The sequence below is a fragment of the Paenibacillus sp. FSL L8-0435 genome (genome assembly GCF_037965655.1).
Taxonomy (GTDB): domain Bacteria; phylum Bacillota; class Bacilli; order Paenibacillales; family Paenibacillaceae; genus Paenibacillus.
Genome location: NZ_CP150185.1, coordinates 987,515 through 1,009,658, shown reverse-complemented (window position 1 = coordinate 1,009,658; position 22,144 = coordinate 987,515). Strand labels below are relative to the sequence as shown.

The following is a 22,144-nucleotide window of genomic DNA, read 5'->3' as shown; positions in this document are numbered from 1 at the left end:
AACGTAAAAACGCTATCATAGCCGTGATAGCTTTGTTCATTGGAACTGCATTTAGGCTTTATCTCAGTTTGTTTGCCAAACAAAATCTGCGTCATTATAACTGACCATGCAGATATTAATTACAGGTTTCTTTCATAAGGAATTTATGAGTTATGTTTATTCGGTATTAGGAGTTTTGTGTATACACTATTGAGTCATCTGTGTTGAATATAAAGTTCATTTTTTACATCCTTTACACGGAGATTGCATTTTTCAGATTGAATCAACACATGTACTATAATAATGGAAATTAAATGAGGGATGGTGTTTCTCAATTGAAAACTTTTTATTGTGATCTGGAAATTACCTTGGATGTCATTGGCGGAAAGTGGAGACCTCTTATTCTGTATTACTTATTAAAAGGTCCTAAACGGACCGGTGAATTGAAAAGGCTCATGCCAACAATTTCTCAGAAAATGTTAGTCCAGTCATTACGGGAGTTGGAGGGTGATAATCTGGTTATAAGAAAAATGTATAATCAGGTACCACCAAAAGTGGAATATTCAATATCAGAAATGGGTATGTCACTTGAACCCACTCTGCGAGCTCTTTGTGAATGGGGTAAGAATTATGCAGAGAAGACATTGAGCAAGGATGAATATCAGAGAATAAATGTAGAATAGAGTAATTTCAAAAACCAAGTTATTTTGTACTTCGTCCCAATTATCACCTTTTAGTTACTATATAACCTAAAAGTACGTACTATTTTAAAAGTAATACATGGTACATAATGAGACTTGTGACCATGAAGAAAATCAAAAAATAGTAATTCTAATATGCGTTTCAAAATTTAAACCTGGTAAGGAAGGAGTTTTCTGCGACAGTCTATGGTCATACAACTGGTGGACGATCGGAGAGTAATGATTAGATTAGTTTCTAATTGTAAGATTTACAGCAGTATATTAATAAAAGTCCAAAGGGGGTATTAATATGGGTAAAATACTTATTACTGGAGCAACAGGTAATCTCGGCAGCAGGACACTAGAGCTTCTTCTTAAAAAAGTTCCGTCAAGTCAGGTCGCTATATTGGTCCGTAATCCGGAATCTGATAAAGTGGAAAGGTTTGTTAAAGAAGGTGTGAAAGCTTACCAAGGCGACTATTTTGATTATAACTCCCTTCTGCGAGCATTTAGTGGTGTTGAAAAAGTGATGCTTATTTCCGCGCAAGCATTTACCGACCGCAATACGCAACATTTCAATGTAATCGCAGCTGCAAAGCAGGCTGGTGTTAAACAAGTCCTCTTCACGTCGATCATACGAAGAGAAAATTCAAATCTTATTGTGCCCGAAGTATCGACGTCAGACCTATTTGCTGAACAAACACTTAAAGCATCTGGATTAGCCTATACCATTCTGCGGAATCCACCGTATCTTGAAGTCATGCATTCGTATTTCGGAGATGCGCTTAAAGTTGGCGTGCGAGTACCAGAGGGTTCCGGTAAAGTAGCCGCTGCATCTCTGGATGATTTGGCGGCAGCCATCGTAGCCGTTCTCACCCAAAACGGGCACGAAAATAAGTCATATACTCTAAGTGGCAGCGAGGGAAGCTCTTTTGCAGACATCGCTGCAGCCCTCTCGGAGATTAGTGAGATAAATATCCCTTATGAGGCAATTAGCGAAAAAGAATATATAGACACTATGGTAACAAATGGCTTACCTGTTCTTATGACTGATTTCTTATTAGGTTGGGTGCGAGGAATCAACACTGGAGAATTCTCGGAGACATCTGGGGATCTTGAACGTCTGATTGGCCGAAAACCAATGACATATAAGGAATTCTTTAGAATCAAATCTCAGTTTTCTAAAGTTGAAGATTGAAAGCTGACATGTTACTAACCTGACTCTAAGAAAAGTCAGAGTTATTTCGAACGTGTTAATGTCCATTCTAGCAAGCGGTTCTGGTTATAGAACAAAATATATTCGCTCACTTGCTGCTCAACATCCGCTTTTGCTAACTGCTTCATTCAAGTAATTTTCTCAGTCTTTAAATGAGAGAAGATGACTCGATACAGGCATTGTCCAGGCAATTCTCACGCCTAGAGTGACTTCTTAGCATTCCAAGTTGTTTCAGTTTACTGTTGAAGGGCTTAGAAGTGTATAAAATAGGGACTGCTGAAAGCAGTCCCTATCTTACTTATAAAGTTTTCTCATTAATTATGACTACCTAACCATACTAAACTGTTCGTCCATTCGTCTTCCTGAATCGAATCAGGGACCAGATAATCAACAACGCGAGCACGGCAAGACAGATGCTAATACTGAACCGATTACCTTCATCAAACACAAACATCACCGCAATCACACTAAGACATAGTACCACGACTCCGGTTATGTAAGGGAATCCCCAGACTTTGAAGGTCGGTTGAACCGGATATCTCTTCCGCAGTTTCAACTGTGATGAGGCAATACAGATCCACACAAGGATTACGACAAACCCCGGAACTGCGAGCAATACGCGGAACAGTTGATCCTGCGCGAACAGGCCAAGCAAGGAACCTCCAAGCAAAACTACTGAGCACACCAGAAGTGTGTTAACAGGGCTACCGTTGCGATTGGTCTGTGACAATGCCTTCGGAGCTTCCCCGCCCACTGCCATGGAGTGCATCATCCGAGATGCACCATAAATCCCTGAATTCGCAGCAGACAGAACTGCCGTCACCAAAATAAAGTTCATTATGTGTGCTGCTCCCGGCAGGCCTGTAGAGGCAAGCACCTGTACAAACGGACTGCTCTCCGGCCCAATTTCATTCCATGGGATAAGACCACAGATGATGAGAATCGGCAAGGTGAAGAACAGAATAATTCTGAGCATGAAATTGCCCACGATTTTGGGCATAACTTTTTCTGCATTTTCCGTCTCGGTCAGGGTCAGACCAATCAGCTCCGATCCCCCGTAAGAGAACATAACCACAAGCAGTGCCGAGAAGATCGATGACCATCCGTTCGGGAAGAAGCCCCCTGCTTGCGTATAATTCTGCAGATATGGCGTGTTATCACTTGGGATAATACCAAAGATCAACCCTGCACCCAGGAAGATAAAAATAATGATCATGGCAATTTTGATCCCGGCCAGCCAAAACTCAAATTCCCCGAACACACCTACACTTAACAGATTAACGAGTATAATGAACGCCGCACAAGCCAGACTCAGCATCCACAGCGGTACTTCCGCGAACCAATACTGCAAAAAACTCCCGGCAGCAATCACCTCAATGACACATACCGATAACCACAGAAAGCAATACATCCATCCCATAACAAAGGATACTCGGCTACCAAATGCCTCCTGCACGAAGTCTTTCATATTTTTGTTCTTGTACACCGTAGCCATCTCAGCCATCGCGGCCATAACAACCAGCAGCAATAATCCAGCAAAAATGTACGTGACAATCACGCCCGGACCTGCGAGTCCAATCGTCTCTGCGCTACCTTTGAAAATCCCTGTTCCAATGACACCACCCATAGCCATAAAACTGATGTGTCTTGGTTTAAGCTTCTTCTGTAATGTTCCTTCTGTCTGAGCCAATTCAAGTCCTCCTGATGTAAAAAACGTCTATAATGCTGTCTTGTTTCATATTTTTGCACAATCTCATAAACATAATGTCCAGTATACCCTATTGTCCATCAATCAGCCCAGAAGTTCCTTATGGCCAATTCATCCCAAACGTATAAGGACATAACTATGTTTTATACCCTACAATGGCATCAAGCAATCTATGTACAATCCAGCTGATCAAACTGTACGCTGCCCCATAGATGAACCAAGCGCCTATGTTACTACCTAATGTTGAAAGATCACTCGCAATATACAACAAAGGCAGCATAAAAGATATAACCAGCGCTACCCAGAGTCTAAACCAATTGGCAAAATAACTGCATACTCCAAGCACCACAGCAATTATTGGACATAACACCAAGACGGCAAACAGCGGATTCATATGATCGAACCACCAATATATCATGCATGACTCCCTCCACCCTTTTCATAGCATGGTCCATGTTACATCATTGAGTTTATTTTACTCTTTTTCCAAACTTCAATATGTGTGATATGTTGCACAATAAAAAAAACCAGCATCCTGTAAAAAAACAGAATTCTGGTTTCTCATGCGATTCCACTTAGATTGTTTTTGTCATAAACATGCTGTTCGGGTCCAATATATAATCTGCGAATGGTTCGCAATATTCGAAACCGAAGTCTTCGTACAATTTCCGTGCCGGGATAAATGAATCCATTGAACCCGTCTCCAGACTGATTCGCTTATAACCACGGTCTGTGGCAACCTTCATAATATGAGCCAAAATTTTTCTCGCTACGCCTTTTCTCAGATGAGCCGAAGCGGTACGCATCGACTTCAACTCTGCATGGTCTGAATCAAGTTCTTTGATAGCCCCGCAGCCGAGCAAGTCGCCCCCTTCCCAAGCACACCAGAAAGTAATTTCGGGCTTCTTGAGTCCATCCAGATTCAACGCATGTATACTCTCTGGAGGCGAATCTACCGCCATCCCTTGCAAGTGCTCCGCAATTAAAGCCTTAACTTGGACTCCACTCAAATCATCCACTTTGATCTCCATAACGTACCACTCCCGCCGACATTTTTATTGTTTTTATCACTGAATGTATATCAATCATTTCATCTTACTACCGTGTTAGGTTTTATGACAAGAGGTTGCTTATATCCACTGAAATACGCTATTGTGATTCACCTATAATTTCCAGTATGATGAGGCTATCAGATGCCAAAGGGGCGAGGTCTATTGCGAATTATACATAGAGTTAAATGTGAAACCAAGGTGAAGCCATCTTAACCTATTTTAAAGGAGACCCCTATGACACTAAGTACGGACAACCTGTTTTATAGCCAACGATTAAAAATGACGCCCCCACGTCCTGAAGACGTGGAGACCATGCTGCAATGGAACGAAGACCCGGAGTACCTTCGGAATGTGGATACTGATCTGGCCATTCCCTATTCAGAGAAACAGTTGGAAGATGAGGGCGAAACGAAGAACAAGGAAGTTTACTTCAGACTGCGCACGCATGAAGAGGATACGCTGATTGGTTTTGTCGTCATTCACAGCATTGAATGGAATAACCGCTGCGGACAACTTGCTATTGGCATCGGACTTGCCAAACATCGTAACAAGGGATATGGTACGGAAGCGTTGAATCTTATTTTACGATATGCGTTCCATGAGATGAATCTGGACCGGGTTGGCCTCGACGTCATCGCCTACAATGCCAAAGCAATCCGTTCCTATGAGAAGGTTGGTTTTCAGTTGGAAGGTCGGGCACGCTCAGCTGTATATCGTGATGGTAAGCGTTACGACCGCTTGATGATGGGAATTCTAAGACCAGAATGGGAAGCACACAATCAGATCCATACGGAGGGTGAACAAGCATGACCAAGAATGCAGAAGTCACTGAGTTTATTGAACAGATTCAGATACCTTGGCAAGTACAAATCGCTGAACAACTGCGTCAGTTGGTACATGATTCCATCCCTGACGTTCAGGAACGCGTGCAATACAAGAAACCTCATTTTCTGAAAAACGGGAAGTACGCTGCGGTCATCTCGCCATCCAAACAGGCCGTATCCTTCACCATCTTCCATGCAACCGGACTCGATCTGCCCGATGGGATATTCGAAGGCCCGGAAGAGCGCAAAACGATCAAGCTCAAGGAAAAAGATACGCCGGATTATGAATGGCTGTCGGGACTGCTGAAGCAGGCATCTGCAGAATTGTAGGAAAATCTGACGTATATTAAATAGGCATCCCATGAAGTTCAAGAACTTACGGGATGCCTCATTGCTTCCACCATCAAGATTGCTGGTACGATACGGCGGTCATCTGGCAAGGCTCACATATGAACATGTAATACATACCCTCACCATATTCCTCAACCTCGCCCCAATCCAGTTGTGCGACAGCCTTCATTCTCGTGGAACAGCGTGGACATGTTGGGTACTCCGCATCCTGAACCCATCCTGGATGGCCGCCGACCTGAGATAGCGATGGTTCCATCGCCCACTCACTGGCATGGAATACATGACGTGGTGCGTTTGCAATCCGAAACTGTCGGCCCATATCTGGTGTAAGTTTTACATCGTCCTCCGGGTCAATGTCGTCCGCTCCCACGGGCATGACATTATGTGAACTCCATAGCGGTTCCCCCGCTGCATCCATCTCCATGTAAACCACACCGTAACTGCTGCATATCACGCAAGTCTGTATCTGAAGTTGCTGGGCATGCCAAGACACGTCCTTCAGAGCGGGATGTTTAACATCCAGACTAATTAAGGTGGTTAACGCATTGCCACACCATGGACAGCAATTTTTGCTAGGGTTCAGCATCGATAGTGAATTTCCGGTTAACTCCACGTTAGCTCCTTCATTCTCTTTTACTTTATAGAGTGAATAACTTGGGGTGGTGAATAATTCCCTGCGCTGCCCGTCTTTTGTAAGCTCCCAACCAGCTTCAGTGGTGTAATGCTCTGGCGCCACGTACAATTCGCTCGCCCAAGATGGAGGAGATTGTCTCCATTGCCGGAACTGCTGCACGACAACATCATCCCCGATATGGGCCAGCATGAGCAAAATATGGTTCCGATTCTCATCATCGGTGTTCACCTGCTGCAAGAGACGATCACGAACCTCACCCGAGGCACCTTCATACAAAATGGCAGGATAATAGATCTCCTGTTCCAGCAGCTCAGGAATTTCAGCAGTCAACGATATATCATGGTAGCAGACCAGATATACCAGAATGTCTTTGCCCGTATCTTCATCACCTGTACAAATCCGTTGCATCGCGTAATCCTTCATCTGATCTTGTTGCTCTACAGACAAAGACAGATATACCTGTTCCTCGGATTGTTCATAGGGTGTATAACGAATTAGTGGATCGCGAACCTGAGGTTTGTGCATGATTTTCAAAATTTCGACCGGGTCTGTGATACCTGCATACAAGTTCACGTCACGTCGATTCGCTTCAATGTATCTCTGGCGCTCCTCACGTTCCATCTCCTGTTTGCAAGGCATGCAATAACCACCCGTTTTCGCTGCTGTTGTTGGTAAAACGGTATTTGCACACCCCTCCCGTATACACGGAATTCGTTCTGTCATATTCCAACCTCCTTCAACTATCGGCAATGGAAAACACGCCACAATGTGACGTGTTTGTCCCTTACTCCATATTTAAATGCTGTCGGTCTTATATCGCAAGACGCAATCAGTGATGTCCCAACTGGTCCTTGGTGAATTCGTAAAAGGCAAGCGCATCTTCACTGCTGGCAAAGCCTGCCTGAGCTATCTTTTCACTGCCGCCACCTTTGCCTTGGTATGCTCCAAGATTGCCTTTGAAGAAAGGTCCACAAGCCCATTCAGGCGGTTGGCCGTTCTGTGCCAGAACTACTTTGGCCTCCGAGATGCTCACAAAGAGTACAAGCCCCTCATGGTCTGCGGTCAGCTTGGTGGCCAGGCTCTGCATATCCTTGAGCGATTTGTCTTCAAAGACCTGAGCAATCACCAGCCCTTGCCGAGCGGCCAGAAGTTCCTCCGCATAATAGGCATCATTCGTTGTTTTCACTGCATTCAGCTCAGTTTGCAGCTGCTTTTGCTCCAGTTCCATTTTCTCAATACGCTCCAATAACTCGTCCTTACTTGTCTTTAATTTAACCATGATGCTGTTGAGCACATTTTGTGTAGCTGTGAATTCATTCAGCGCCCTTGTTCCACATTTGAAATAAATGCGGGTGCCGCCCTTCACTTTTTCGGTTTTCAACAGTTTGATGATCCCAATCTCGCCTGTCGCCGACACATGAGTTCCACCGCAGGCGTTATACTCCACACCCTCGATCTCAACGATGCGAATGTCTTCCGTTACCGTAGGCTGCTTCACCAGTGGTAATTGTGCAACCTCTTCTGCTGTAACCCAGGACGTGTTGATGCGAGCATTACGATAGATCTGACGATTCACTTCTTGTTCAATGGCGGTTAATTGATTCGCTCCCAGTTCAGCCGCAGCCACATCAATCGTGTCATACTCCGTACCAAGATGGAAACTGAGCGTCATCGCTTCCGTCAGCTTTAGCGTGATTGCCGATAACAAATGCTGACCCGTATGCTGCTGCATATGATCGAATCTTCGCTCCCAGTCAATCTCACAATGTACTTCGTTCTGCTCAGGGGTGCGTTCCAGCTTATGCCACACCTCGCCCTCTTCGATGTTCACATCCAGAACAGCGATGCCGCCAATTTGTCCCAGATCACAAGTTTGTCCGCCCCCATGCGGGTAAAAAGCAGTCTCCGCCAGCGTGACATATACGCCGTCTTCCTTGTCCACTCTGCCTGTAATCGTTGTATGCCACTCTCTTGTATAAGCAGAGTCATAATAGATTTTTTGCGTCATTGAATCATCCCGATCCCTTCTCGTTCAAATGGGTTTTCATAATCTCCAGATTACACTATCTGGAACCCTCAAGCCAATTTATGGCATACAAAATCGCTTTCCATATCCAAAATAACGCTCTGTGAGCGAAAATACCTTTTCAACAAGAAAGAAAATTTTGCAGGATGATGCTCGGCATTGATCAAAAAAAAGAAGAGTGAATAATCACTCTACTTTCTGAAAACCATTTTAACAAACAACTTTTTATGAAGCCCTGTAGCTAATAGATCGCTATCGGTCCATACGGACCATCGATAATTTCAATTTTCGTTTCAAAAATATCTGTTAAAATTTCGGGGTCCATCACTTCTTCTACGGTTCCAAAAGCGGCGATTTGACCATCTTTCATGGCACATATTCGATCCGAATATTTGGCGGCAAAATTGATATCATGCATAACCGTCAGAATGGTTCTCCCGAATTCATTAGCAGCATATCTCAAATGCTCCATCATCCGAACAGAACGAGCAACATCCAGATTGTTCAGAGGCTCGTCCAAAAGTACGTATTCCGTCTCTTGGCACAACACCATTGCGACATAGGCTCTTTGCCTTTGACCACCAGAAAGTTCATCTAGATATCTATTTTCCAGAGCAGTTAAGTCTAGAAAATCAATATATTTAGATATAATAGCTTCATCCTCATCCGTTAATCTTCCCTTAGAATAAGGAAACCGTCCGAATCCAGCAAGTTGTCTAACGGTAAGCCTTGTGACAAAATGATTTTCTTGTCGTAAAACCGTTATAATTTTGGCCAGATCCCTTGATTTGGATGTGGAAACATCCATATTGGCAACCTTGATCTGACCTTCGTCCAAATCCAAAAGTCTTCCGATCATGAGAAGTGTCGTCGACTTCCCCGCACCGTTGGGTCCAATTAAAGAAGTAAGACCGGCTTTGGGTATATGAATATTCAAAGGGCCAATCTCTACCTCGGCTGCATAGGTTTTTTTGACATTATTGATCTGTATCATAAAGAACCCTTCCTTAAAATCACAATTAAAAATGTTAGTCCGCCAACCAATTCTATAATGATGGAAACAACACCTTGGGCATTGAAAACATGATTCATAATAAAGTATGCACCGGTTAAGATCACAAACCCTATCGCAAGAGCCATTGGGAAAACATATCTGTGATCATAGGTTTGAGCGGCCTGATAACTCAAAATCGCAACTAAAAATCCATAGAATGTAAGTGGTCCAACCAAAGCCGTCGAAATGGCCATCAATATGGAAACCAGAACCAGCGTATAAATCACACTACTTTGATGTTTAGTTCCCAAGGAAGTAGAGACATCCTTACCCAGCGACAGTACATTTAACCTCTTGGCATTAGCAAGCAGCAAAATCGCTGCAATGATGACGATAGGAATCGCAATCGGGAAATAGGCAGAATCCGCATTATTCACGGAAGCAAACATTCTTGCCTGCAAAATATCAAATTCGGACGGTGCAAGAAGTCTTCTCATAAAAGAGGATACAGACCTCAGACCGGTCCCGATAATAATACCGACTAAAAGTAGAAGTTGTAAATTGCCGTATTTTCCGGAAAGCAACCATCCATAGAGGATTAAACACATGATGACCATTGCAGCAACTTGATATAAAAAGGAATCAACACCGCTAAAATTCACAAATACCGTAGCACCAAGGAAAAATATAGTACTCGTATGAATGGTTGAATAAATAGCATCAAAACCTAAAAGGGACGGAGTTATAATTCTGTTATTCGTAATCGATTGAAAAGCAACCGTGGATAAACTTTGGCAAATTGCAGCGATCAGCATTGAAACCAGAGCAACTACTCTTCTTGTAACAACAGGTATGAAAGAAGGCGAAGACACAGGAACCGGATTGTTATAAACCAGTAGTCCAACCGATGCAAAAACGCCCAGAACAATTAATGTTATCAGCAAAATCCAATAGCGCTTTTCTTCTTTTTTGGTACGGAAGGCTTTAGCTGATCTTTTTTTAGGACGACGGCTAGAATCGATTTCGATACTCAGTGGATTTCTACTTGCTAAGTTGCTCATCTTACCCTCCTTGTTGTCCGCCTTTGTCTTAACAAAATGACAATGAATACGACGGCTCCCACTGTTCCAAGGATCATCGAGACAGGTATTTCAAAAGGCATAATAATGACACGAGACAGGATATCACACACAATGATGCTGCCCATCCCTAATAAGCACACCCATGGCAAATTGCTCCTGAGATCGTCCCCCCTAAACATGGAAACAATATTGGGGACTATTAACCCTAGAAAAGGCAAGTTCCCAATGACCGCTGCAACGATTCCAACGGCTAGTGAAATAAGCGCAGTACCCAAAAGAATGATCCTGTCATAATTTACGCCAAGACTGGTAGCGACGTCTTCCCCTAGTCCGGCTAATGTCAGCCGATCAGCAAAAACAAATATAAGAATAGTCACCAATACGATGAGCCATAAATATTCATACCTGCCAATTTGCACAGATGAAAAGGAGCCTGCAAACCAGCTTTCGATATTTTGAGTCATTTGGAACACAAGCCCGACGAAAGTTGAAAATGCAGAAATGACAGCTCCAAGCATCATCCCAATAATCGGGACAACTAAAGACGAACGGAGTTTAACTTTCTTTAGAAACATAAAAAAAATCATCGTCCCTATAAAAGAAAAAATGATTGCACCAGTCATTCTTAGCGTTAAGCTCGGGGCAGGAAAGACCAGATAAATAAACATGATCCCCAGTCCTGACCATTCCATTGTTCCGGTTGTGGTAGGTTCCACCAAGCGATTCTGTGTAATAAGCTGCATGACCAGTCCTGCCATTGCCATGGCGGCACCGGTAAGCATTAATGCAACAGTTCTTGGGACACGAGTAATGAAGAACATCTCCATTCCATCCGCTTGTCCTCGTATGTCATAAACTCCAATAAGCAGTGATGTAATGCCTAAAATAATAGTGGCTATAATCGCAATGATAAAAGGTATGGTCCATAGCTTTTTGGGGTTATGACGCTGGGGTTGAGAATTCTCAACCCCAGCTAATTTTGGTATTAAATTTTTCTGCACTGCAGCATACTCCTTTTTACTGTTTAGCTAAAGCTTTCGTAAGGTTGTTAATCAACTCCAAGAAAGTTTCGATGGATTCATTGGTGTACGTGTCGTTTGGAGCATAAACGATTTGTTTTTGAGTAATAGCAGTGGTGTTTTGCAGAGCAGGTGAATTATCAATAACGTCCTGAGCCGGAACGGCACCTTCTTCAGCAGATACAGCTGCATCCCGATCCAGTACGAAAATCCAATCCGGATTGCTTTGGGCGATCGCTTCAACAGAAATATCATCACCTTGATGATCAGAAGAAGATTTGTCCACTTCTAGTGCTGGAACCCAGCCGAAAATGTCATACAACGGTCCCCACACACGTCCAGTAAGCGGAGCCGAGAAACCGATGTTTCCACCAGAAACGACAACACTCATAATTTTATCTTCACCATTATAAGCAGCCTTAGCTTCTTCAATAGCTTTATCAAAATCAGCAATCAGTTGGGCAGCTTCTTCTTGCTTCTCGAAAACTTTTCCCAAATTGGTTGTTGCATCTTTAAGTCCATTAACAAAGTTTTCTCCAGGTGATGCTGTTTCTTCAAGCTCAATATTAAGGTCGATCACTGCTGCATTAGGTACTAATTTTTTGATGTCTTCATAGTAGCTAGCAAACCGTTGACCAACAATGACAAGGTCAGGCTGTATTGATGCCAATAGTTCAAGGTTTGGTTCTCGGTGATTCCCAATATTTTGTACCGATTCATCCGCCACATATGGTGAATCCGCAGGCATTACATCCTTCGGCGCTGCTGCTAATTTGACGCCCCAAGTGGACAGAGTCTCAAATGTTCTGTTATCCAGAGCAACGACCTTCGTTGGATTTACAGGCACGGTTACCGTTCCATGAGCATCCGTAATTTCAACTGTTGTGGCTGTAGCTGTAGTAGCAGCATCGGAAGTTGCAGCCTCTGTATTCGCAGTATCCGTCGTAGCAGGTTCATTACTTGAACAAGCTGCCAACACCAAAGTTAAAGCTGCAACCATGATAAACATTAATTTTGAAGAAATAGACTTTCTCATTTAATTTATATCCCCCTAAATTTAGAAAATTTGGATTCCCACGCAGCGTAATGTGTTGGATAAACTCAGTATCATACCTCCTCAGACGTAAATTTAGAGAATAAACTTAACCCCTTTTCACTGTAGTGCTGAGTAACAAAATAACAAATGATAGTGATTATCAATATCAATAGGTTATATTATAACAAGTTAGAAGGCATTTTCAACAACCTAATTGTTTTAATTCATGGCGAAATTATGAACCAAATATTCCATTGTAGGTATTTATATGCATAAAAATCGACATTTCAATACAAAAAAAGAAGCATCACTGTGTGATACTTCTTTTGCGGTAAGAACTCTTTATACATTTATATTTCTCATCGAAATGATCTAATTTTTCACTAACATTCTTATTTCATCGACTCAGATAATTCTGTGAAAATAACACCCAGCGCATACGCGCCAGCATCCGGGTAACCCAGACTACGATCGCCGACGGCACCTGCACGGCCCATACGTGCCACGATGTCTTCCGTTTTCTTCGCACCTTCAACGGCTGCTGCTGCACCTTTGGCAAATGCTGTTTTGAAGTCATCTCCAGACTCCGCACTTTGTGTCCAGGAATCGGCACATGGAACGAGTGCATCAATCAAGGTTTTGTCGCCAACAACGGCACCACGTCCGAAGGAACGCTCTCCAGTAGACTGAATCCCTTGCACGGCTGCATGGATCATCTCAGCAAATTCAGCAACGTTTAATTGCTGTTTATCCCCTACTGCTTTGCCAGCCGCACGGAATGCCGAACCCCAGATTGGCCCGGATGCGCCGCCACAATATTCCATGATGACCAAGGAACATGCATCCAGGAATGATCCGATGTCTTTTTTATCTTCGTTAATAATGTGATTCCATTCGCGTTTCAACTGGCGGAAGCCTTTTGCCACACTCATACCGAAATCGCCATCACCGGCATGGGAATCCAGTTCACAGAACGGTACCTCGTTCTTGATGATGATCTCACCCATTTTATCGATCAGATAGACGATGTTGTCCAGTGAAAATTGATTGTTGCTGATCACCGCAGATGTTGCAGGCGTCTCCACTTCATAAGATACGGGAGCCTCTTCACCCACGACAGCTTCCAGCGCTTCGGAATACGCCACTTGTGCTACAGGAGGACCGGATACTTTAAATGCAGGGGTATCACTTTCCTTAAATAACAATGACTTCAGTTCATCATCCAGTTTCAGGATCGTAACCGATGCACCCGCCATATCGATACTTGTCATGTAGTTGCCTACAAATGTAGTAGCTACATTGAGGCCTGAACGCTGTGACAACTCACGCTGAACCGAGTTGTTGAGCAGGTACAGCTCTTGCAAAGGTGTTGCGCCAAACCCATTCACCAGCACGGCAATCTCAGCAGAATCATCCGTATCCAGCTTCATATCGGCAAGCAATGCTTCGATCATACGCCCTGCCAATTCATCAGCCGATACAATTTTCTCCCGACGAATTCCTGGCTCACCATGAATCCCTACGCCGAATTCCATCTCATCTTCAGCAATTTCGAATGTAGGCGTGCCTTTGGCGGGTACGGTACAGGATGTGAATCCAAAACCAATACTGCGCACGTTCTGAGCTGCTTTCTCAGCAACGGACTTCACATCAGCCAGACTTCGGCCTTCCTCCGCTGCTGCTCCGGCAATTTTGTGAACCAGTACAGTTCCGGCAACGCCGCGACGTCCAACGGTATACAAGCTGTCTTGTACAGCGATGTCATCCTCAACACGCACATACTGTACGTCGATGCCATCTTCTTCAGCCAGATGCGCTGCATTTTTGAAGTTCATCATGTCGCCGCTGTAGTTCTTGATGATCAGAAGTGTACCCTTGTTGCTGGCTGTTGCCTTGATCGCTTGATACACCTGGATTTGGGAAGGAGATGCGAATACATCTCCACATACCGCTGCATCCAGCATGCCTTTCCCCACATAACCAGCGTGAGCCGGTTCATGTCCACTGCCGCCGCCACTGATCAGGCTGACTTTATCCGCCTGGATCTCTCTGCGTTTGATGACTTTATATTTTTTCAGAAATTCAAGCTCCGGGTGTGCAAGCGCAATCCCGTTGCACATTTCCATAACAACATGTTCGGCCTGGTTAATAATTTTCTTCATTATTTTACCTCCCGGCGAGCTGCTTTGTACTCACGACCCATACGGTCAGCCGCTGCAATGGCAGCAGCCACTTCAGGAACAGTGATTGGGAACGGCATAGCGTGAATGGATTCTTCCGGAATACAAGCGATCTCTGCCACTTTCAACAACTCTTCCTGACTAATCGTGTCTACACCGATATCCGCCAAGCTGATCGGGAGTCCCACTTCAAGACAGAAGTCCATGACTTCATGCAGCTCTTCGGTTGGTGCATTTTCGAGTACAAGTTGTGCAATCGTACCGAATGATACTTTTTCACCGTGGAAGAAATGATGTGTGCCTTCCAGAACAGTCAAACCGTTGTGGATCGCATGTGCTGCGGCCAGACCGCCACTTTCGAATCCAAGACCTGACAACAGAATGTTGGTCTCAACGATGTTTTCCAGCGCTTGTGTCACAACGTTACTGTCACTCGCTACTTTTGCTTTTGCACCGTCAGTCAGCAGCATTTCATAACACAGTTTTGCCAGTGCAAGTGCCGCATTGGTACCTACTGCAGATGGTGTGTATCCTTCGCGGGAACCCATTGGCAGACTTGCGTTTACACGGGAATAGGATTTCGCTGTTGCTCTTGCTTCGAAGTATGTAGAGAGCGCATCTCCCATACCGGATACAAGGAAACGTGTTGGTGCATTGGCAATGACTGTTGTATCAACGAGAACCACACTTGGGCTTTGTTTGAAGTAAGCATAGTCATCAAAAGAACCATCCGGTGTGTACAATACAGCGGAGTGACTTGTCGGTGCGTCTGTTGCCGCAATCGTAGGGCAGATAATCAGTGCTTCGCCTTCAGCTACACATTTCGCAGCATCGATCGCTTTACCGCCACCAAGACCGATCGTAGAGTCACATCCCTTTTCCTTTGCGATCGCTTGCAGACGAGCAACTTCCTCACGGGAACATTCCCCTTTAAAACCGCTTTCAACAAACGTAATATTAAATTTCTCGGCTGTTGCATCCAGCTTTGCTTTGACACGCTGTACATCATCCGGATGTGCAATAAGCAAGGCTGATTCTCCGAAGGATTTAACAAAGTACCCCAGGTTCAACAATTCGTCTTCGCCTTGTACATATTTGGTTGGGCTGATAAATGCTTTTCTCATAATAATATATGCCTCCTAATGATATGAATTGGTGTAGTGATTACATCAAATTTTAATTTCTTACAATTGACCTTAATATAATGCATGAGCAGCAGGTTTACAGTGGACTTTGATAACAAATTATTATAATTTACAATCGTAATTTTTTGCTTTTTAGTGCAATCATGGTATGTTATTGTCATGAGATGGTTGAATTTTGACCTCCCATAATACATTACCCGTCATCATTACATCTTAATATGTACAAGTTGCTAACTTTTAACGGCCTAAATTATGAATCAGGTTAGCCTATGGAGGTTGCACCAATGATTAAAGAATATCTGCATATCAATAAAATTCTCGACCTTAATAAATGGAAGCGTCTACAAGATTCTCTCGCAACAGTAACCAAACTGGCGATCCTCACCGTTGATTATAAAGGCATTCCCATAACCAGCCACAGCAGCTGTCAGGCTTTCTGCCAGAATGTGCGTAAAGACCCCGAGCTTCTACCCTACTGTCAAAAATGTGATTCACGTGGCGGTCTGGAAGCCGTTCGGTTGAATGAGCCCTATGTATATCTATGCCATTTCAATATTATTGATATCGCGATTCCAATTACGATTGATGGCAAATATATCGGCGCCGTCATGGCAGGACAAGTGAAACTTGCCGATCCGGAAAAGGGTAGTGACTTGGAGCAAATTGTCACGTCCAAAAACGTACCCATGCATGCAGCCAAGCTGGAGGAATTAAAGGACGAATACGCCCAGCTGCCTGTGATGACCTATGAAGAGATTGTGAAAATCTCCAACATGTTATCCCTGCTCTGCAACTACATTGTGGAAGAAGCACTCAACAAAAATCTGTTAGTTGAAATGTTCGAGAAAGCTTCAGGTAATCAGGAGACTCTAAACCTCTCCACCATTCTGCCGGGTTACTCCATTCGTAATATCGAGTCGATCAAAAAAGAAATGACCAATGCGATAGCGGATGCTTATCTGAAGAACAGCCCAAGTGACACGGAAAGCTCCAGTCCGGTACTTCAGCCAGCTTTTGAATACATTCACAGTCACAAGAGTGAACAAGTTTCACTCAAACAAATGGCCGATCTATGCCACCTGAGTCCGAGTTATTTCAGCAGACTGTTTGCCAAGGAAACCGGTGAGAACTTCACAACCTACCTGGCAAAACTCAAGATAAAGTGGGCCAAGCAATTGCTGGAGGTCACCGACATGCCTGTCTCACAGATCAGTGATGAGCTGGGATTTAATGAATCGGGATATTTTATCAAAATATTCAAAAAGTTCGAGGAAATTACGCCTGCTCTCTATCGCAAATACCTCCAGGAGAAAATATAGATTCACTGATACTTTTTTCGTATCAAAGATGAGGTTAAAAGATATTTCACCTATTAATCTGCCATTGTTACAATGGAGTCCAGATGACTTAGGGAGGCGACATGAATGGAATATCGCAAATTAGGAAACAGTGGATTAACCGTCAGTGAGATTTCACTCGGCAACTGGATTACGCATGGAGCACAAGTCGAGGATGGAATTGCAGAAGCTTGTGTGCGAACCGCATTGGATGCAGGTATTACCACATTTGATACCGCAGACGTGTACTCCAATACCAAGGCTGAAGCCGTACTGGGACAGGCTCTTAAGGATGTACGTAGAGAAAGTATTGAACTGTGTACCAAAGTCTGTCACCCAACCGGCACAGGTCATAATGACCGCGGACTTTCACGTAAACACATCATGGAAGCCTGCAATGGTTCATTACAACGGTTACAGACGGATTATATTGATGTCTATTACGCTCACCGTTATGATTACAACACTCCGCTGGAAGAGACGTTTCTGGCATTCTCCGATTTGGTCCGTCAGGGCAAAGTCCATTACATTGGCGTAAGTGAATGGAACGCAGATCAGATTGCAAGAGGAGCCGCTTTGGCGCGGGAACTCCATGTCCCCTTCATTGCAAGTCAGCCCCAATATTCAATGTTATGGCGTGTGATTGAGCAAGATGTGGTGCCTGCAAGCGACCAAGCAGGACTTGGACAGATTACATGGTCTCCACTGGCTCAGGGTATATTATCGGGCAAATATCCGCCTAACGAAGCATTGCCCACCGGATCACGTGCAGCTGCTGAGGCAGGAGCACCCTTTTTCAATAAACTGGCTGGTCAGTGGTTACGTGAAGATGTTCTTACCGCTGTGCAACAGCTTGTTCCACTCGCTAAAGAGATTGATCTAACTCTTCCTCAACTCGCTGTCGCGTGGGTTCTACAACAGTCGTATGTCAGTTCCGTCATTATCGGCGCATCCCGGCCGGAGCAGGTATTGGAAAATGTAAAAGCCTCCGGTGTGAAACTGGACTCTGCGATCATGTCTCGTATTGATGAAATACTGAATCCGTGGATTGAGCGTGATCCAACCAAGACGGGATAGTTTCTTTTTCCATTACTCACAACATACTAAGTTGTACTAATCATTTACACGAGAACGAAGAGGACAGAAAAAACCTGAAAAAGCGGAGCTAAAAGCTTTCTGCAAGAAAGCTACTTCGGAAGCATACACTTCGCCTTTATCACCAGATTTTCCCCTTGAGAAAAGGGATCGAAAAAAATCTGGGGATAACAGCGATTGGAAGATTGTTCTGTCATCGCAGTGTAAGTGTAAATAACCTTTAGCGCAACTCATATTCCCCATCAACAAAGTTCATAAAGCGGGACACTACTTCCTGATTCATATCCGTCCGCCATGCCGTATACAACGGTACGGAGGGCGGATTTTCTTGTAATGGAAGAAAGACTACACCCTTTCGCTGGAACACATCCACCGATGACGGGACAATGGAAATGCCCATGCCCGCTGCAACGAGATTCACAATCGTATACATTTGGATCGCTTCCTGCGTAATTCGAGGATCTACGCCATGCTCCCTGCAATAATCCAGAACGAGACGATGGAACGGAGAACCCAGATGCCGTGGGAATAAAATAAAATCTTCATCCGCCAGTTCTCGAATTGAAACTTGAGTCTGAGAAGCCTTCGGGTGATGATCTGGCAATACAGCAATCAACGTTTCCATCTGGCAGGGGCGGAACGAGACATGACGAGTATCTTCCTGATATCTCAAAAATCCAATATGGATCTGTCCGTCTTCCAGTGCCTGCAATTGTTGGGACGAAGTCATCTCACGCAGCGTCAATTCAATCTGCGGATACGCAGCGCGAAATTTCCTAAGAACATCCACCATAATGCTCCCCGAAGCCGAATCCACAAAGGCTATGGTTATATGCCCGATGATGCCCTGATCTGCCTTTTGCGTAAGCTGAATGGATCGTTCGAGCTGGGCCATGATCAGTCTGGCCTGTTCCAGAAATACGGCACCAGCCGGGGTGAGACGAACCATTTTTCTGGTGCGCTCCAACAACTTCACGCCAAGCTCATCCTCTAAATTCTGAATCTGCTGGCTCAGCGGTGGTTGCGTCATATTTAATTTTTCCGCTGCACGGTGAAAATGAAGCTCCTCCGCCACGGTGATAAAGTATCTTAACTTTCGGATATCCATAAGTCTGTTGCGCATCCTTCCGTCTACCTTGTTAATTCATCTGTTCCTGAACCCAGATTGCCGACTCAGCCAGCATTGTCATCAATTCATTAAAGTCCACAGCAATTTCCCGCAGAGGAGTTTCCCCTGCATCGTGGATCAACATCAGCACCTTGCCTGAATTTTGATCCAGTATGGCCGTACTTCCTTCACCAAATCCACCAATCGGGAAAGGCTGGAGGTCAGCTGGCAGCTCGTATTCTTTCTCATATTCACGGTATACTTCCAAAAAATCCGGATAAGCCCAGCTCAGTTCTTTCACCGAATACAAGGCAGGGTCGCCGAAATTACATGCCCCGAATTCAAGCAAAAGTGCGCGATACGCTGCGGGCAGTTTCACATTATACTTTTGCTCAAAATCCTCAATGCTCTTTTGCGTTTCGGGAGTACACCCTTCTCCCATTGTTGTATCGTAAGCTTTCACCAAAAGATCACGAATCGGTTCCAATTCTATCGACGTCACTTGAACTCCCCCTTTACATAGAATCCGCTTGTTATCTCACCTGTTTACGCAACTCTTGATCCAGCCATTCCAGTGCTGCACGCAGCTTGTCCTGAGGAACTTTCTCATAACGATCACCCGTAGACAATTCAAAGGCACAGCTGTTCCCACTTGTTTTGTTCAGATATGAAGTCATTCCTATGCCAAACCGCTTAGCCATTTGCACAAGGATTGGTTCAACTTCGGCAGCACCGAGCGCAAAATGTACATGGAACATATTCGATACAGGTACCTCGGGCAACGTTTGTATCCCGTGACACGCATTCAGTAGGAAGGCGAGTTCTTGAGCCTGCTCGTAATACAGCTCCATTTTGCCAATCCGTTCATTGAAATAATACTGAGAACTCAGAATATACGGATACAGGCCGATCAGATCTCCGCCGTGCCGACGTTTCCATACTTTCGATTCTTGCATCACATCCGGATCACCCGCCAATATAGCCCCCGCAATACCTCCAATGCCTTTATAAAAGGACACATACACCGTATCAAACAAACTGCAGATCTCCGCAGGCGTTTTCTGATAATAGGGAGTGATCTCAAACAGGCGTGCCCCGTCCAGATGCAGCTTAATCCCGCGTTCACGGCAATAGGCCGAGATCGCTTCCAACTCTTCATACGCTGGCAATTGCCCACCAATCTCGCGTTGCGGCAGTTCCAACAGCAGACAGGCAATGTCCTGATCGAGCGCCTGTACATCTTGCAAACGAATCAAACGATCCTTGTCCGCAAGTAAAATTGATTCAATCTGATGCAACTCTTTCAGTCCGTCTTCCTCATGGATTTCAAGATGACACAAAGGGTGGTAAGCTACTCGTTTTACACCTTTGCGGTCACACCAGATCCGTAATGCAATCTGCTGTGCCATCGTTCCACTTGGGAAAAACACCGCCGATTCCTTGCCAAGAACGTCGGCCATCTGTTGCTGAAATTCTTCAATAAGGGGGCCGTTGCCGTAGTGGTCACTGAACACCTCCCCATCGATCTGGTCCAGTACGTTCTGAAGCACCTTCACTTGGCGACTGCCGTGACCACCTACAATAAAGTCTGCCTGATTAAATGCATCAGCCAATGTTAACGTAGTATCCTCCAAAGTCATTCACTCCTTTATAGTGTGTGTTCAAAAATGGACTTTATGAACAACCTCTTATCGTTCTGGTTCTGTAATAATATCAACCAAAGCGCTGAGCGCACTAGATATATGTTCACCACGGGGATACACAAATCCTACTTCCAACCGGCAATAAGGATCGGGCAAAGATAACACTGCAATCTCACCTCTTGATTCTGCTTTGGTAACCGAAGAACGCGGCAGCAATGATACACCGAGCCCGGCAGATACACCATTCAGAATCGTGTCCAGTGTTCCATATTCCATGATGTTAAGCGTGTGGATACCCTGATCTTTCAAAAAGGATTCCGCCTGATCACGATGTGTGCATCCGATCTCAAAAAACAACATCGGCCTGGACAATAACGTGTACATCTCATGTGCTCCAGGTTCAGCGATCAACACCAATTCCTCGTCATACATCTTCATATAGTTCAGCTCAGGATGATCAATCGGGCCATATATTAAGGCTCCATGCAATTCATGTTGGATGACCTTCTGGTTCAGTTCATGGGTCCCACCCGTGACAAGCGAATGTTGTACTTCCGGGTAGCATGAAGTATATTCAGCCAAGAGCGGCGTCAGAAAAGTAGAAGCTGCTGTCTCTATGGCACCTAGACGAAGCATCCCCGCTGGTGGGTTACCCACTTGTGTGGCCTGCTCTGCTTCATATAATAATTCCAATATTCTATCCGCATACCCAAGCAGGTTCTCGCCTGCAGGTGTAAGCGACATCCCCCGATTGGAACGATGAAATAGCGGTACTTGCAGTTGGGTCTCCAACTGTTTAATCCGTGCTGTTACATTGGACTGCACATAATTAAGTGAGAGCGCAGCTTTACTGATACTACCTTCGCGGGCAACCGCCTGAAATATTTTCAAATCACCTGCATCCATACTCTGATCACCTGCTCGTCGTTATATCGGCATTCTGCATCATCCGATTCATGCAAAGTGCTTATCTATTATTTTCAATGATACTGACAATCATTTTTGTTCATTTTACGTGAATCTGCTCCGTCTGTA

Annotated in this window: 21 protein-coding genes and 1 pseudogene; 6 read left to right on the top strand and 16 right to left on the bottom strand. The window is 44.5% G+C overall.

The features are described from left to right. Positions 1–314 precede the first annotated feature (314 nt). On the top strand, positions 315–662 hold the full coding sequence (locus tag NST33_RS04610; protein WP_313771415.1) for a helix-turn-helix domain-containing protein: 348 nt from the start codon (positions 315–317) through the stop codon (positions 660–662). Between the two features lie 307 nt (positions 663–969). Continuing rightward, complete coding sequence (locus NST33_RS04605) at positions 970–1,857, top strand: SDR family oxidoreductase (RefSeq protein WP_339182196.1); 888 nt, start codon at positions 970–972, stop codon at positions 1,855–1,857. A 152-nt stretch (positions 1,858–2,009) separates the two neighbouring features. On the opposite strand, the pseudogene NST33_RS04600 reads toward NST33_RS04605, so the two are convergent. The 4 genes and pseudogenes from NST33_RS04600 to NST33_RS04585 form a co-directional block, all read right to left on the bottom strand. After that, positions 2,010–2,137: pseudogene (locus NST33_RS04600) on the bottom strand (IS3 family transposase); the annotation flags it as partial. Positions 2,138–2,212: 75 nt separating this feature from the next. After that, positions 2,213–3,565: an amino acid permease gene (locus NST33_RS04595; RefSeq protein ID WP_339182194.1), complete on the bottom strand. Its 1,353-nt coding sequence runs from the start codon at positions 3,563–3,565 to the stop codon at positions 2,213–2,215. 154 nt (positions 3,566–3,719) lie between these two features. Next, positions 3,720–4,001, bottom strand: a complete 282-nt coding sequence (locus tag NST33_RS04590; RefSeq protein ID WP_339306955.1) for a hypothetical protein — start codon at positions 3,999–4,001, stop codon at positions 3,720–3,722. Positions 4,002–4,158: 157 nt separating this feature from the next. After that, positions 4,159–4,614 carry a GNAT family N-acetyltransferase gene (locus tag NST33_RS04585; RefSeq protein WP_221818846.1) on the bottom strand — a complete coding sequence of 152 codons (456 nt, stop codon included), beginning with the start codon at positions 4,612–4,614 and terminating at the stop codon, positions 4,159–4,161. A gap of 255 nt (positions 4,615–4,869) precedes the next feature. Between NST33_RS04585 and NST33_RS04580 the strand changes: the two genes are divergently transcribed. Next, complete coding sequence (locus NST33_RS04580) at positions 4,870–5,445, top strand: GNAT family protein (RefSeq protein WP_339182190.1); 576 nt, start codon at positions 4,870–4,872, stop codon at positions 5,443–5,445. Next, on the top strand, positions 5,442–5,789 hold the full coding sequence (locus NST33_RS04575; protein WP_221818844.1) for a DUF1801 domain-containing protein: 348 nt from the start codon (positions 5,442–5,444) through the stop codon (positions 5,787–5,789). The genes NST33_RS04580 and NST33_RS04575 overlap by 4 nt, the downstream gene beginning before the upstream one ends. A 73-nt stretch (positions 5,790–5,862) precedes the next feature. Here NST33_RS04575 and NST33_RS04570 read toward each other — a convergent pair whose 3' ends face one another. The 8 genes from NST33_RS04570 to NST33_RS04535 form a co-directional block, all read right to left on the bottom strand. Continuing rightward, positions 5,863–7,167: a DUF1963 domain-containing protein gene (locus NST33_RS04570; protein WP_339306952.1), complete on the bottom strand. Its 1,305-nt coding sequence runs from the start codon at positions 7,165–7,167 to the stop codon at positions 5,863–5,865. A 106-nt stretch (positions 7,168–7,273) separates the two neighbouring features. Then, positions 7,274–8,452 (bottom strand): alanyl-tRNA editing protein, encoded by a 1,179-nt coding sequence (locus NST33_RS04565; protein WP_339306950.1) that lies wholly within the window; start codon positions 8,450–8,452, stop codon positions 7,274–7,276. Positions 8,453–8,711: 259 nt separating this feature from the next. After that, positions 8,712–9,464 carry an ATP-binding cassette domain-containing protein gene (locus tag NST33_RS04560; RefSeq protein ID WP_339182181.1) on the bottom strand — a complete coding sequence of 251 codons (753 nt, stop codon included), beginning with the start codon at positions 9,462–9,464 and terminating at the stop codon, positions 8,712–8,714. Then, positions 9,461–10,525, bottom strand: coding sequence for an iron chelate uptake ABC transporter family permease subunit (locus tag NST33_RS04555; protein WP_339182178.1), 1,065 nt, complete (start codon positions 10,523–10,525; stop codon positions 9,461–9,463). The genes NST33_RS04560 and NST33_RS04555 overlap by 4 nt, the downstream gene beginning before the upstream one ends. Further along, positions 10,522–11,547, bottom strand: a complete 1,026-nt coding sequence (locus NST33_RS04550) for an iron chelate uptake ABC transporter family permease subunit (RefSeq protein ID WP_339306948.1) — start codon at positions 11,545–11,547, stop codon at positions 10,522–10,524. The genes NST33_RS04555 and NST33_RS04550 overlap by 4 nt, the downstream gene beginning before the upstream one ends. Positions 11,548–11,563: 16 nt before the next feature. After that, positions 11,564–12,601, bottom strand: coding sequence for a siderophore ABC transporter substrate-binding protein (locus tag NST33_RS04545; RefSeq protein WP_221818839.1), 1,038 nt, complete (start codon positions 12,599–12,601; stop codon positions 11,564–11,566). 392 nt (positions 12,602–12,993) lie between these two features. After that, on the bottom strand, positions 12,994–14,763 hold the full coding sequence (gene dhaK / locus NST33_RS04540) for a dihydroxyacetone kinase subunit DhaK (RefSeq protein WP_339306946.1): 1,770 nt from the start codon (positions 14,761–14,763) through the stop codon (positions 12,994–12,996). Then, positions 14,763–15,905, bottom strand: coding sequence for a glycerol dehydrogenase (locus NST33_RS04535; RefSeq protein WP_017690500.1), 1,143 nt, complete (start codon positions 15,903–15,905; stop codon positions 14,763–14,765). Before NST33_RS04535 ends, dhaK begins: the two co-directional genes overlap by 1 nt. A 305-nt stretch (positions 15,906–16,210) precedes the next feature. Here NST33_RS04535 and NST33_RS04530 point away from each other — a divergent pair, with 305 nt between their 5' ends. Together NST33_RS04530 and NST33_RS04525 are read left to right on the top strand one after the other, a co-directional pair. Then, complete coding sequence (locus NST33_RS04530) at positions 16,211–17,245, top strand: PocR ligand-binding domain-containing protein (protein ID WP_339306944.1); 1,035 nt, start codon at positions 16,211–16,213, stop codon at positions 17,243–17,245. A 105-nt stretch (positions 17,246–17,350) separates the two neighbouring features. Then, positions 17,351–18,340 (top strand): aldo/keto reductase family protein, encoded by a 990-nt coding sequence (locus NST33_RS04525; RefSeq protein ID WP_339306942.1) that lies wholly within the window; start codon positions 17,351–17,353, stop codon positions 18,338–18,340. Between the two features lie 238 nt (positions 18,341–18,578). Here NST33_RS04525 and NST33_RS04520 read toward each other — a convergent pair whose 3' ends face one another. From NST33_RS04520 to NST33_RS04505, 4 genes are read right to left on the bottom strand one after another with little or no spacing between them, the layout of a single operon-like run. After that, the gene (locus tag NST33_RS04520) at positions 18,579–19,481 is read right to left on the bottom strand and encodes a LysR family transcriptional regulator (RefSeq protein WP_339306940.1); all 903 of its coding nucleotides are present in this window, start codon (positions 19,479–19,481) and stop codon (positions 18,579–18,581) included. A 16-nt stretch (positions 19,482–19,497) separates the two neighbouring features. Continuing rightward, the gene (locus NST33_RS04515; protein ID WP_339306938.1) at positions 19,498–19,968 is read right to left on the bottom strand and encodes an SMI1/KNR4 family protein; all 471 of its coding nucleotides are present in this window, start codon (positions 19,966–19,968) and stop codon (positions 19,498–19,500) included. Between the two features lie 31 nt (positions 19,969–19,999). Beyond that, positions 20,000–21,106 (bottom strand): beta-eliminating lyase-related protein, encoded by a 1,107-nt coding sequence (locus NST33_RS04510; protein ID WP_339306936.1) that lies wholly within the window; start codon positions 21,104–21,106, stop codon positions 20,000–20,002. Between the two features lie 48 nt (positions 21,107–21,154). Next, positions 21,155–22,015, bottom strand: coding sequence for a LysR family transcriptional regulator (locus NST33_RS04505; RefSeq protein WP_339306934.1), 861 nt, complete (start codon positions 22,013–22,015; stop codon positions 21,155–21,157). Between the last annotated feature and the right edge of the window lie 129 nt (positions 22,016–22,144).

Coding starts and splice junctions, on each gene's coding strand:
- NST33_RS04585 (WP_221818846.1), bottom strand. CDS start 4,614: ATGGAGATCAAAGTGGATGATTTGAGTGGAGTCCAAGTTAAGGCTTTA.
- NST33_RS04560 (WP_339182181.1), bottom strand. CDS start 9,464: ATGATACAGATCAATAATGTCAAAAAAACCTATGCAGCCGAGGTAGAG.
- NST33_RS04535 (WP_017690500.1), bottom strand. CDS start 15,905: ATGAGAAAAGCATTTATCAGCCCAACCAAATATGTACAAGGCGAAGAC.
- dhaK (WP_339306946.1), bottom strand. CDS start 14,763: ATGAAGAAAATTATTAACCAGGCCGAACATGTTGTTATGGAAATGTGC.
- NST33_RS04570 (WP_339306952.1), bottom strand. CDS start 7,167: ATGACAGAACGAATTCCGTGTATACGGGAGGGGTGTGCAAATACCGTT.
- NST33_RS04590 (WP_339306955.1), bottom strand. CDS start 4,001: ATGATATATTGGTGGTTCGATCATATGAATCCGCTGTTTGCCGTCTTG.
- NST33_RS04545 (WP_221818839.1), bottom strand. CDS start 12,601: ATGAGAAAGTCTATTTCTTCAAAATTAATGTTTATCATGGTTGCAGCT.
- NST33_RS04565 (WP_339306950.1), bottom strand. CDS start 8,452: ATGACGCAAAAAATCTATTATGACTCTGCTTATACAAGAGAGTGGCAT.
- NST33_RS04575 (WP_221818844.1), top strand. CDS start 5,442: ATGACCAAGAATGCAGAAGTCACTGAGTTTATTGAACAGATTCAGATA.
- NST33_RS04605 (WP_339182196.1), top strand. CDS start 970: ATGGGTAAAATACTTATTACTGGAGCAACAGGTAATCTCGGCAGCAGG.
- NST33_RS04520 (WP_339306940.1), bottom strand. CDS start 19,481: ATGCGCAACAGACTTATGGATATCCGAAAGTTAAGATACTTTATCACC.
- NST33_RS04505 (WP_339306934.1), bottom strand. CDS start 22,015: ATGGATGCAGGTGATTTGAAAATATTTCAGGCGGTTGCCCGCGAAGGT.
- NST33_RS04555 (WP_339182178.1), bottom strand. CDS start 10,525: ATGAGCAACTTAGCAAGTAGAAATCCACTGAGTATCGAAATCGATTCT.
- NST33_RS04525 (WP_339306942.1), top strand. CDS start 17,351: ATGGAATATCGCAAATTAGGAAACAGTGGATTAACCGTCAGTGAGATT.
- NST33_RS04530 (WP_339306944.1), top strand. CDS start 16,211: ATGATTAAAGAATATCTGCATATCAATAAAATTCTCGACCTTAATAAA.
- NST33_RS04580 (WP_339182190.1), top strand. CDS start 4,870: ATGACACTAAGTACGGACAACCTGTTTTATAGCCAACGATTAAAAATG.
- NST33_RS04510 (WP_339306936.1), bottom strand. CDS start 21,106: ATGACTTTGGAGGATACTACGTTAACATTGGCTGATGCATTTAATCAG.